Origin of the sequence: Neptunomonas qingdaonensis, from assembly GCF_900113275.1 — a bacterium.
Classification (GTDB): Bacteria; Pseudomonadota; Gammaproteobacteria; order Pseudomonadales; family Balneatricaceae; genus Neptunomonas; species Neptunomonas qingdaonensis.
In genome coordinates this window covers 326028-337931 of the sequence record NZ_FOOU01000003.1, presented here as the reverse complement: position 1 = coordinate 337931, position 11904 = coordinate 326028, and the positions used below count along the sequence as shown (strand labels likewise).

10 protein-coding genes are annotated in these 11904 nt (G+C 44.6%); 8 read left to right on the top strand and 2 right to left on the bottom strand.

Translation table 11 applies throughout. From position 1 onward, the window contains the following. Positions 1-35: 35 nt before the first annotated feature. Positions 36-773: a hypothetical protein gene (locus BM099_RS06575; protein WP_090725956.1), complete on the bottom strand. Its 738-nt coding sequence runs from the start codon at positions 771-773 to the stop codon at positions 36-38. 426 nt (positions 774-1199) lie between these two features. Between BM099_RS06575 and BM099_RS06570 the strand changes: the two genes are divergently transcribed. The 3 genes from BM099_RS06570 to BM099_RS06560 all read left to right on the top strand — a co-directional run bounded on the left by BM099_RS06570 (position 1200) and on the right by BM099_RS06560 (position 4972). Beyond that, positions 1200-1991 carry a 2OG-Fe dioxygenase family protein gene (locus BM099_RS06570; RefSeq protein ID WP_090725954.1) on the top strand — a complete coding sequence of 264 codons (792 nt, stop codon included), beginning with the start codon at positions 1200-1202 and terminating at the stop codon, positions 1989-1991. Positions 1992-2201: 210 nt separating this feature from the next. Next, on the top strand, positions 2202-4178 hold the full coding sequence (locus BM099_RS06565; RefSeq protein WP_090725952.1) for a transglycosylase SLT domain-containing protein: 1977 nt from the start codon (positions 2202-2204) through the stop codon (positions 4176-4178). Between the two features lie 5 nt (positions 4179-4183). Continuing rightward, positions 4184-4972: a TatD family hydrolase gene (locus BM099_RS06560; RefSeq protein ID WP_090725950.1), complete on the top strand. Its 789-nt coding sequence runs from the start codon at positions 4184-4186 to the stop codon at positions 4970-4972. Positions 4973-4992: 20 nt separating this feature from the next. Here the strand turns inward: BM099_RS06560 and BM099_RS06555 are convergent, their stop codons facing one another. Next, positions 4993-5232, bottom strand: coding sequence for a glutaredoxin family protein (locus tag BM099_RS06555; RefSeq protein WP_090725948.1), 240 nt, complete (start codon positions 5230-5232; stop codon positions 4993-4995). 135 nt (positions 5233-5367) lie between these two features. Between BM099_RS06555 and BM099_RS06550 the strand changes: the two genes are divergently transcribed. The 5 genes from BM099_RS06550 (at position 5368) to BM099_RS06530 (ending at position 11850) form a co-directional block, all read left to right on the top strand. Continuing rightward, positions 5368-5907, top strand: coding sequence for a PAS domain-containing protein (locus BM099_RS06550; RefSeq protein WP_090725946.1), 540 nt, complete (start codon positions 5368-5370; stop codon positions 5905-5907). Next, a complete protein-coding gene (locus tag BM099_RS06545; protein ID WP_090725944.1) occupies positions 5904-7406 on the top strand; it encodes a methyl-accepting chemotaxis protein in 1503 nt (500 codons plus the stop codon). Before BM099_RS06550 ends, BM099_RS06545 begins: the two co-directional genes overlap by 4 nt. A 185-nt stretch (positions 7407-7591) precedes the next feature. Next, the gene (locus BM099_RS06540; RefSeq protein WP_090725942.1) at positions 7592-9328 is read left to right on the top strand and encodes a PHA/PHB synthase family protein; all 1737 of its coding nucleotides are present in this window, start codon (positions 7592-7594) and stop codon (positions 9326-9328) included. A 178-nt stretch (positions 9329-9506) separates the two neighbouring features. After that, on the top strand, positions 9507-10796 hold the full coding sequence (locus BM099_RS06535; RefSeq protein ID WP_090725940.1) for an MATE family efflux transporter: 1290 nt from the start codon (positions 9507-9509) through the stop codon (positions 10794-10796). Further along, positions 10783-11850 carry a DUF3080 family protein gene (locus tag BM099_RS06530; protein ID WP_090725938.1) on the top strand — a complete coding sequence of 356 codons (1068 nt, stop codon included), beginning with the start codon at positions 10783-10785 and terminating at the stop codon, positions 11848-11850. The genes BM099_RS06535 and BM099_RS06530 overlap by 14 nt, the downstream gene beginning before the upstream one ends. The last annotated feature ends 54 nt before the right edge of the window (positions 11851-11904 follow it).

Genomic DNA, 11904 nt, shown 5'->3' with positions numbered 1-11904 from the left:
CTATAAGGAAAAAATGAGCCAGCATTTTAGCGAATTTAGCAGTAGCAATATAGCGGATTCTTTAAGAGGTTTCGGCTGGCGCCAACGGTTGGATATGCCGGTTCATCAAATGAGCCCGCCAGAATGCATCTGGACAGTGATTTAACAGGCGGGTAAACACCGCCAATAGCACAAAAGTAAACTATACCAATGACTTTTAATACTTTAAGTGCGGCTAAAAGTACAATGATGACCACTTGAATCATCAGTAAACTTTTTAATTGACTGAGAGACCAGGCTAACATCCCCGGCTCCGGCATTTCTGGTTGCCACATAAGCGTGACGGGCTCTTGTAACAAATCAAAAAAACGATAGAAATGATGCAACATAACGCCTAACAATAAAGCACCACCAACTCTCAGCAACAATGTCACGCGCAAGCGCACTCCGGCTTGCTGTGCTATCCGGGCTTCAACCGGAAGCGCATGTGCCAGTAGCATCATAATTGACAGTACCGTTATTTGAGCCACCGTTAACACTTCAGTGTGCTGAATATAGAAAAAAACCAACATGCCTCCATATATATTCGTCACTATGGTTGTTGCCCAGACCAAGCCCATCGACTCAGGCAGACCGACACTCTGCATCACAGGCCCAAGAAACAGCCCCAGATATTCAACCGCGCCCAGTTCTTCCAATATTTTGACCACAATAATGACGGGAATCATTAAGCGAAACAAAGTAACGGATACCTGATAAATATCTCTTCCCAGTTCAGAAAATGCCGCTCGCACTATAAATCCTCTTTGTTTGATTATTAAGCCAGGCAAAAGCAAGCCAACATCTGAAGTTTAAGCTCGCGTTCACGTTCACTTTTGCATAGTAACCAAGACTATTACACAGGCTGCAATTTTATAGATTTTGTCATCTGAAAACATAACAATGTTTTATTCATCACTGCCCTTGGCTGACAAAACTGTTTTATTTTTACTACACCTTTATAGAACCTCCACCATGAAAAAAACGCACCCAGGCATGATTACAAATAGACGTTTGCTCAACGCGTCCGTGTCCTTATGAAAGCCGTCGGATTATTATTTTGTTTTAATTCACTTTATCTAATAAAAAACGACCAAATTACTCTCTCTTCCTATTCTTTTCGTTGCTACTCTAAGATAAGCAGCAAGGCTTATCGACTCATATGAAAGGCGGAATAAATAATGAAAAACACCCATATAGATTATATCCGGTCGTCCATTCAACAGCCTCTATTAGGAAAACTCCCTTACTGGGAATCTCATGTAAAACAGGATATTTTAGAAGGCAGTTGGAGCAAAACAAATATTGAGGAACATATAAACTTAGCGCAGTGGCAACCTTATCTGCAGAACTTACCAAAAGACCCCTATGTTGATACCCGTTGGAAAAGCATGTCATGGCTTTACCTTGATGATTCAGGCCATATCAATACGTTGCACGACTGCCCTATGGCTCAAGGGGGGAAATATAACGATGCGAAAACCATGGCCGACAAATTACGCCACTACCCTGCTCTGGAGGAAGAGTTTTTACAAAGAGAGGATGTTCAGGAGTTTGTCAAAGCGTGGGCGGATCTATGGAAAATACAGCCGAAAGAACCTATTCTCATGCAAATTAATGGGGTTAAAGGGAACCAGCTCCTGGACCCATTACAGGGACAGGGTATTCATCAGGACGGCAGTCATTTTTTAAGTATTTTAGTGATAAACAGACAGAATGTAACAGGAGGATCGAATAGCCTTTACAGCGATAAAGCAGGCCATCATCAAATAACAGAAACCACATTAGCGCCGGGTGAAGTAATACATATAAAAGACAATGAAATCTTCCACAATATAACAAGGGTTGAGCCGCTCAACAATAAGATCCCCTTTGAACGATTCATTATCATTATTAATAGTCGATTTAACGACCCATTCCAAAATAAAGTATTACGTCAGCACTTCCCGGAGGCGGTCCTTAATAACGGATAATTTTGATTTTCAAAACACAGCTGAATATTTTTCAGCTGTGTTTTTTCATAATACCTAAACAAGCACGAGGGAGATTATTTTTTATACAACAAAACGTCAAACCTACTTCTAAGAATTGAATATCTATAAAAGTTTTTTAATCTATTACCTTTTTCTGCAAAGCTGTTTTACACTTAGGTATAACTGACTCAACTCTAGGCGCATAACAAAATGTTAAAAACAAAAAAACTGTTAACGGCTGTCGCTCTCGTCAGCGCCTCTTTCAGCCTCGTTGCTCCTCTCTCTACAGCACAGGCCAACACCTCTGATCAGCAGTTATATCTGAAAGCCAAAACGGCCTTCGAAAAAAACGACGTTTCGTTGGCTGATAAGTTGACTGCAGAACTTAAAAACTACCCACTGGCTCCCTATCTTCATGCACGACAGATAACACGTGACATTGCTCAACTTGATGACAAGTCAGTCAGCCGGTTTATTAAAGACAACGAGGCAACACCCTTCGCAAAAGATGCCCAAACCGCAAGACTGGACAATCTATTGCAGCAAAAAAAATGGCAACAATTCATACAAGCCTACGCTGAATATCCTATTAAAAGTAATCGCTTTCAGTGCGAACTAGCGAACGCCCAGTTCCAAAGCGGTTACACAAAAGAAGCCTTCACCTCCGCAAAGCAGCTCTGGCAGGTTGGCTATTCACAGAATAAGGCCTGCGATCCGTTATTTTCGGTATGGATCCAAAGTGGACAGCTGACCCCAAGCGTCGCAGAGGTACGCTTCTGGAGTGCCATCCATAAAAGAGACTTTGCATTAGCAAAATATTTGGAACGCTTTTTAACAACATCAGCACAAAAAAAAGAAATCGAGCTATGGTGGCGCATTAAAGAGCAACCGGATCTGATTACCGATACCACACTATTATCAGCAAACAATACGCAGCATGGAATCATGGCAGCCTATGCGATTCGCCAGATTGCACGCTCTGATATTAATACAGCAGCGGATCTATGGCTGCGTGAACGCTCTCGGTTAGCTTTTGATCAAACGACTATCGATAAAACAAACGAATACTTTGGTATGCGATATGCCAAAGGGTTCAGGGACAACGCTGATGAGATGTTAGCCAAACTCGATCCGGAGTTCAGTCACGAAAAGCTGACTGAATGGCGCATTCGTCTCGAGCTCGCCAAGCAAGACTGGCAAGCGGTTCTCACACTTATCGAAAAATTACCTGAGGACCTTAAAAAAGAAGGTCGTTGGGCTTATTGGAAAGTATCATCTCAACAACGCCTCAACCCGGGAAAACAAAAAGCCGATTATGCGGACGTAGCCAAAGAGAGAAGTTTTTATGGTTTTCTGGCATCTGAGCTGACAAACGACCCGTTTTACCTGAATCACCGTCCATCAGGCATCACCGCTGCTCACAAGAAAAAAATAAGCGCGCTTCCTGCCGTTCAGCGTATTAAAGAATTATTGGCTTTTGATTATCAATATGCCGCCCGTGTTGAATGGAACCTTCTCACTAAAACGCTTTCTGAAAATGATCAGTTAGCGATGGCCCATATAGCCTACGACTGGGGCTGGTATGACCAAGCGATACGCGGCGCTGCCCGAATAAAGGCCTGGGATGATCTGGATATCAGATTCCCTAACCCGCATAGCTCGCTGTTTGAGGAGTTAACCAGCGAGCGAGGTATTTATCAAACCTGGGCTATTGCCGTGGCTCGCCAGGAAAGTGCCTTTCATCAGCAAGCACGCTCAAGAGTCGGCGCTCGCGGGTTAATGCAGCTGATGCCTGCCACTGCCAAAATGACAGCCAAAAGATATGATGTTAAATATAGCGGCCCCAGCGAACTCTTTACGCCACGCACCAATATTGCATTAGGTACAGCTTACCTGGCTGAGGTACTGGAAACATTCGAAGGAAATCGCGCTTATGCTACTGCTGCTTATAATGCAGGGCCGCACCGCGTCAAAAGGTGGCTACAAGCCAGAGGCGACTTACCATTGGATGCGTGGATTGAAACCATTCCTTTCGATGAAACCCGGAACTATGTACAAAATGTATTAGCTTTCAGCGTTATCTACGATGTGATGGCATCAAGAAGCACCAGCCTGTTCAACAAACGTGAATCGGCATCGCTAGCGCTAAATAGTGACGCTAAACCACGCCAGCAACCGACGCTCTGATAGGCATGACGGAACTTATTGATATTGGCGTAAACTTAACAGACAAACGTTTTCAACACGACATTGACGACGTCATCAATAGAGCTAAAGCATCGCACATCAGTGCGATGCTCATTACCGGAACATCTTTGGCATCATCCAGACAAGCCATTGCCCTATGCCAACAGCATCCTGGCTTTCTGTTTGCGACAACCGGCGTCCACCCGCATGACGCGTCATCAATGACGGATATTGTCATGGAGGACCTGGCGTCATTGAGCAAACAAAGTTGCATTGTCGCTATTGGTGAAACCGGCCTCGATTTCAACCGCAATTTTTCTACACCAGAAGAACAAATCATCGCGTTTGAGCAACAAATAGAGCTCGCAAAATCTACCCGACTCCCTTTATTCCTGCATGAGCGCGATGCCACTGAAAAACAGGTTCAACTACTTAAACCGCATAGCCAACAACTAAAAGGAGCAGTACTGCACTGTTTTACCGGGGATAAGAACGCCTTATTCAACTACCTTGATTTAGGATTCTATATTGGAATCACTGGCTGGATTTGTGATGAAAGAAGAGGACTACCACTCAAATCTCTGGTGAAAGAGATCCCCCCTGAACGTTTATTACTAGAAACAGATGCGCCCTACCTACTGCCCAGGGATCTGGCCATCAAACCTAAAAAAGGACGCAATGAGCCGGCCTTTCTGCAACACATTGCAATGACGATTGCCCGCCTGCGCGACATTACTTTTGAAGAGCTTTCGATGCAAACAACCGAAAACACCCGACGACTTTTCAACATCTGAGTTCGATCAGGTTAAATCCATCACTGACCAATAAAATCTAACAATTGCCCTGCATCAAAGGGCCACCCCAACTCAGCCCCTGTTACTTCATTTTTTATAAGCGGAATTCGCTCACCATAGCTTTCTAACAACTGGTCATCATAAGCTATATCGAGCGCATCAACCTGATGGATATCGGGATCCAGATGAGCAACAAGCAAGGCCTCAGCCAGTTCACATAGATAGCATCCCTGTGTCGTGAAAAAAATAAAATTCTGCATGGGCACGTATTTTTCCATCTGTTTTACATATTTTCATGCAGATTATGGCACTTCTGCTAACCTTAAGCATAGATTGTTTCTTAAATAATCAAGCCATTCAGTGACTTAAACTCTCTCTTTATAGAGACCTAATCTATGAAGCCAAACATCACACCCATCGACCATGAAGTAGTTCTGGCTGATAATGAATTTATTGTCAGCAAAACAGACACCAAAGGGATTATCACTTACGTTAATCGTACTTTCATGGCAATTGCAGGGTATGCAGAAGCAGAATTACTCGGCAAACAACACAATATCATTCGACATCCAGACATGCCCAGAGGCGCTTTTCAATTGCTATGGAACACCTTACAGCAAGGGGAAGAATTTTTCGGCTATGTCAAAAACCTCTGTAAAGACGGAAGTTATTATTGGGTTTTTGTGAATGTTACTCCCGACTTTGACACCCGCGGCCAATTAAGAGGCTACTACTCTGCCAGAAGAAAACCTTCCCGGCTTGCCATTAATACGATAAAACCGATCTATCAAGAAATGCTACAGATCGAGAACAACAGCAGCACCAAAGAGGCAATAGCTCACTCGCTGGCCTACCTTAACGACACATTGCACTCTCTCAATACGAGTTACCCTCATCTGATACTAAGCTTGAATAAAACAGAGGAGCATGCATGAGCATCCACCATCCTCAACAATCGGGGGTCAGTGCCGGAACTCCTTTTCTGAATGCACATATTAAAGGCTACTGTTTTAGTTTCATTGCGATATCAGTGATGAGTTCCTGTTACGTCACCCTAGTCTACGATATGAATGCTATCTGGCTGATACCCCCGCTTATAACAAGCTACCTTGCTTATCGCCTGATGATAAAAATGAGCAATGTATTCAATGCCCTGCAACGCATCCACGATACACTGAGGCAAGCAAATCAAGGGGAATTCCATGTACGCATCACCCGCACCGCAAAGCTGGGTGAAGTAGGTAAGGTAGCCTGGGAGGTCAACGACTTTCTTGACAAAGTAGAGTCCTATTTCAAAGAAGTAGACGCTTGCTTCAGTCATGTTTCCCGAGGTGACTATGGGCGTCCTGCGCTACACCAAGGACTCCCGGGTTTACTAAAACAGTCATTGAGCAATATCAACTCGGCGCTGAGCGACATGCAAAAAGGCACGGATATGATCGCCGCAAATGCCTTACATTCAGAACTACACTCGCTCAACGGAAAACATTTAATTAAAAACCTGCGACAAACACAAAACGATTTAATACGCATCAGTGAAGAGATGATTCAGGTGGAGTCGATTGTTAAGGAAAACGGAGAAGCGGCACAAAACAGCCAACAGTCGGTCAGTCAGATGGTCAGCGCTCTGGAGAACATATCTTCCACTATCAACTCTATCGCACAAGTAGTAGGCAGACTCGGAGAAGACAGTGCAAAAATCACAGAGTCACTGTCCATAATTACAGACATTGCCGATCAAACCAATCTTCTTGCACTCAATGCTGCCATTGAAGCAGCCAGGGCCGGCGAACAAGGGCGCGGATTTGCCGTCGTTGCCGATGAAGTGAAAGCACTTTCACGCCGAACCAAAGCGGCCGCTGTAGAGGTTACATCAACCATTACAAACTTTAGCCTGCACGTTGACGAAATGATTACCCAGGCAAATCATTCCAACACCTTGTCGACACAAGCAGGCTCAATAGTATCGGGATTCAAAGAGCAATTCGATGCATTTGCAACGGGGGCAGATGAAACATTACGTGCGATAGAGAATACTAAAGACAGAGCCTTTGGCTCATTAGTCAAAGCCGACCACGTCATTTTCAAGCAAAATGGCTATATAGCACTCGATCATTCTATGGATCGACATGATGAAATATCAGCGACTTCAGTCACGCATCATGAATGTCGTCTCGGAAAGTGGTACTATGAGGGTCCGGGCGCAGACTATTTCAGTAATACTGCAGCCTATTCAAAACTAGATGGACCTCATGAGGCTGTGCACCTTGCGATACAAAATGCAGTATCATTACGTGATGCTGACTGGGGCAACAATCAAAGCATTAAGCAAGAGATCATTGATTCAATGGCTCGCGCAGAAGATGAGAGTTACAAAATTTTGCAACATATCGATGCTATGATTGATCAGCATCATGCAGAGAAACAAGGCTAAAGTACTATTATGAGCGGCCCCATAATACTTGCGCACGCTGTAGCTGCAAGGATATGCTGAACAATCATTCATAAACCGTTCAGAAACCGAATATAGTAAACTGTTAACAACAATCTGAAAAACGTCAAATCGACACCTAGGTAATAGCTGGGCAACCAACAGATTTTCAGCAAGAAGGTAGTTTCATGGAAAAAAATAGTAACGACAAGCTTACGAATCCTCAAGAGTTCATCAACTACGTCAACCAGGAAACTCAAAAGCTCCTCGAAAATTACACTAAAGCGGGTGGCGATGACGTTTTTTCTCAATTCACACAATCTTGGTCAGAGCTTGCAACACGTTCACTAGAAGACCCAACGGTATGGATAAAGGCAATTACAGATTATCAGCAAGCTCAGATGAACTTGTGGAAAGGTCTGTTAACCGGCCAGAGTGGAGCACAAGCTACCGCTGCCCCTGCTGATCGTCGCTTCAATGCAGAAGTGTGGTCAACTAACCCTATCTTCAGTTACATCAAGCAGTCTTACCTACTAGGCTCGGGTATGTTGCAGAACATGGCATCCAATGCCAATCTGTCAGAGAGTGAGCAACGCAAGCTTGAATTCTACACGCAGCAGTATATTGATGCGATGTCTCCTACTAACTTTGCCATTACTAACCCTGAAGTTTTACAACAGGCGTTAGAAACAAAAGGTAAAAGTCTGGTAGACGGCCTGCAAAACCTTATGGGCGATATCGAGAAAGGCCGCATCTCGATGACAGATGAGAGCGCTTTCGTCTTAGGTGAAAATATTGCGACATCAAAAGGCGCTGTTGTTTTCGAAAACGATATGTTCCAGCTTATTCAATACAAGCCATCGACTGAACAGGTTTATGAAAAGCCAACGCTTATTGTGCCTCCATGTATCAATAAGTTTTATATTCTTGACCTTCAAGAGCACAATTCATACGTTAAGTTCTGTGTTGATGAAGGCCAGACAGTTTTCTTAGTTTCCTGGATTAACCCAAGCATTGAGCAGGGCAATATCAGCTGGGATGACTATGTTGGCAAAGGTGTTATCACAGCAATTGACAAGGTTAAAGAGATTTCCGGATCACCTAAAGTCAATGCAGTTGCCTGGTGTATAGGTGGAACGCTGCTGGCTTCAGCCTTGGCAGTACTAGCACACCGTAAAGACACCAGCGTTGCATCAGCAACCTTCCTGACCACGCTGACTGACTTCCGTGATCCAGGTGACCTGTGTGTGTTCCTTGATGAACAGCAAGTCAAAAAACTTGAGAACAAGGTCAATAATCAAGGCTACTTGTCAGGTAAAGAACTAGCAACGTCGTTCAACATGCTGCGTTCTAATGACCTGATCTGGTCATATGTTGTTAACAACTATCTGAAAGGTCAGACACCGCCTCCATTTGATATCCTCTACTGGAATGGTGACTCAACTAACCTGCCAGCTGAGATGTACACTTTCTACATCAACAACATGTATCTGGAAAACAAACTGGTTGAGAAAGATGCACTGACGATCTGCGGATCTCCAATTGACTTGGGCCGCATTAAAACTCCGTGCTACTTCCTATCGACGATTGAAGACCATATCGCTCCATGGAAAGGTACTTTCACCGGCGCTGAGAACTTCAGTAATGTTGAATTTGTGCTGGGCGCAAGCGGTCATGTTGCCGGGGTGATTAACCCTGCTTCTAAAAACCGTCGTAACTACTGGATCAAAGGTGAAATGGGACAAGGTTCTGATCACTGGCTTGAAACCGCAGAGCGCGTTGAAGGCTCATGGTGGCCAAACTGGTCTGAGTGGCAAAAGAAGCGTGGCGGCAAAAAAGTCGACGCTCCAGCAGATTATGGCAATGCCGATAACAAAGCTATTGAGCCGGCTCCAGGTCGTTATGTAACAGTACGCATCGAATAACAGACTCGTCTGTACTAAAAAAAGCCTCTGCACTGCAGAGGCTTTTTGTTTTCTGCTATAAAATATATCCACACTGACAGAATTCCAATTCGCCACACGACCCTTTGAGATATATCCATTGATACAGCATCGCCTCCGGCAGGAAACAAAAATTCTTCTTTCGTTAGGCTTCCCCATAATGCTGACGCAAATAGCACAGGCATCAATGGGTTTTGTCGATACCCTGATTGCAGGGCAATATAATACGTTGGATTTGGCCGCAGTCGCGCTAGGCTCAAGTATTTGGCTACCCATTTACCTCGCAGCCACAGGTATTCTTATGGCAACCACGCCTCTGGTTGCTTTCGCAATGGGATCAAAGCAACCCGAAACTGTTCTTAGCATTTTCAAACAAGGCATCTGGGTTGCCGCAACCCTTGGGGTAATAAGCGTTATTTTACTGAATTCAGCCACATGGGTATTTGAGGTAATGAAAGTTGAGGAGCCTTTAGCCCTAAAAGCTCAAGAATACCTCTATGCTATATCCTGGGGCTTTCCAGCGCTGATGTTTTACCAGTTACACCGGAGTTATTTTGAAGGACTGGGCCAGACACGCCCCGCCATGCACATTGCCTTGCTTGCACTGCTGCTCAATATACCGCTGAACTACCTATTTGTTTTTGGAAAAATGGGATTTCCCGAGCTCGGCGCTGCCGGATGTGGCTGGGCAAGCGCATTGGTGATGTGGCTTATGCTAGCCTGTAGCCGGGTCGCCCTGAAAAAAAGCCCTCAATTACGCCTTCCTAATGCTTTGCATTCCCACTGGTTTGATGCCCCAGCCCTACTCAGCTACCTTAAGCTGGGTGTTCCGATGGGATTCGCTATCCTTATTGAAACCAGCATGTTTTGTGTGATTGCGCTGTTACTGGCGCCGTTAGGAACATTGGTGGTTGCCGCCCACCAGATCACGATGACACTCTCAGGGCTGGTTTTCATGATTCCACTCAGTATGGCTATGGCCTGCACTATCCGTATCGGCCAGCTATCCGGCGCAGCCGAACATGAAAACGCCTGGTTCAGTGCAAAATCATCTCTGTTAATTACGACCAGCATTGCGGTTTTAACCAGTATTTCCATCTTGTTATTTGCCAGATATATCGCTTACATATTCACGTCTGAACAACAGTTAATAGAACTTGCCGTAAGTTTACTGCTTATAGCTGCTTTGTTTGGAATATCGGATGCCCTGCAAGTCACTGCTGCCGGAGCGTTACGTGGTTATAAAGATACCAGCATCCCTTTACTGATTGTATTTATCGCTTACTGGATAATAGGGCTACCTTTAGGCTATGTTGTAGCGCTGACCGACTTGATTATTCCTGCGCTTGGCGCGGCCGGCTTCTGGTATGGCTTAGTGATAGGCCTGTCAGTTTCAGCGGCATTACTTTTAATAAGATTACGCCGGGTAGCACAGCATGCGGCATTTTAAAGTCTGCATAGTCATGGCGTTACTGCTCTCCTTGGCGGGATGTAGCAACGAAACGCCAGAGCAAGCACTTATGCAGACTTATGCCAGCAGAGTCGCCAATGTACTGAAGGAAGATTACCAGTGGCAGCAACCAGAACCGATCCCGCCATTACCTCCTCAACGTTTACGACTTCAAACCATTCCAGATCTGAATGAGGGGCTGATTGATGTGCTGGATTTAGCCAAATGCGACCTTCTTCCCCTAATCGCATCACGTAACAGCTCATTAGGAAAATTAGCCCGCCCCTCTCAGCGCCTTGTTTACGAAATTCAGTTTTTTAACCTCATCAGCAGCTGCCTGCCTCTCATCGAGAAAGCCCCCTCTGTCGAAGCTGAACTAAAAGAGCGCATTTATAATATCTACAACATCAAAAAGCGTAATCTGCCTGTCATATTTTGGAACGCACTCTATACCGGTCAGGAGATAGAAGCCTCTATGGCCGTTAATCAATCCCCCCTGCCTCTTCTACAAACTGACCACAGCGCGGCGTTAAGCGCGTTAAATTCACTCTCTTTTATTACGACGTCTACACTGCAAAACAATATCGACTTCGATACGTCGTCTCTGTCACAGATCGAGCAATATTATGAAGATATCTATCATGCTCCTCTGGGTGCACCACTTCTAAAGTCACTGCTATTACTAGAAGTAACCATGAATAATGTCTCCCAGTTGATCAATACCCGGCTGGAAAGAAGACCCATGTGCTTCTCTTCTATGCAAAACCCACAAGCTAACATATTAAAAAATGTTTTTATTGAATACTATGCACGCCAGATTCAACCCTATATGGCTTATGTGCATCGAACTGGCGAACAATGGTTCAGTATTCATAGCAAAACGCTGGCACTACTGCCTATTCCACATGAGATAGCGCCTTATGCACAACAAGCATTCATAACAAATAGTAAAACAAGTATCTGGGAGCGTTATATCAATGCCCGGGACAGGCATACACAAGCATGGCAGAGAGTTCTCAAACAATGTAATTTAATGCCAAGCCAGCCCAACTAAAGCGCTTCTTCCTTGAAAAAAACATATTCTTCTACCATGCTTCATGCACTATTT

Bases quoted from the DNA above. Each gene is read 5' to 3' on its own strand.
- BM099_RS06540 (WP_090725942.1), top strand. From the start codon at position 7,592: ATGGAAAAAAATAGTAACGACAAGCTTACGAATCCTCAAGAGTTCATC.
- BM099_RS06545 (WP_090725944.1), top strand. From the start codon at position 5,904: ATGAGCATCCACCATCCTCAACAATCGGGGGTCAGTGCCGGAACTCCT.
- BM099_RS06550 (WP_090725946.1), top strand. From the start codon at position 5,368: ATGAAGCCAAACATCACACCCATCGACCATGAAGTAGTTCTGGCTGAT.
- BM099_RS06565 (WP_090725952.1), top strand. From the start codon at position 2,202: ATGTTAAAAACAAAAAAACTGTTAACGGCTGTCGCTCTCGTCAGCGCC.
- BM099_RS06570 (WP_090725954.1), top strand. From the start codon at position 1,200: ATGAAAAACACCCATATAGATTATATCCGGTCGTCCATTCAACAGCCT.
- BM099_RS06535 (WP_090725940.1), top strand. From the start codon at position 9,507: ATGCTGACGCAAATAGCACAGGCATCAATGGGTTTTGTCGATACCCTG.
- BM099_RS06530 (WP_090725938.1), top strand. From the start codon at position 10,783: ATGCGGCATTTTAAAGTCTGCATAGTCATGGCGTTACTGCTCTCCTTG.
- BM099_RS06560 (WP_090725950.1), top strand. From the start codon at position 4,184: ATGACGGAACTTATTGATATTGGCGTAAACTTAACAGACAAACGTTTT.
- BM099_RS06555 (WP_090725948.1), bottom strand. From the start codon at position 5,232: ATGCAGAATTTTATTTTTTTCACGACACAGGGATGCTATCTATGTGAA.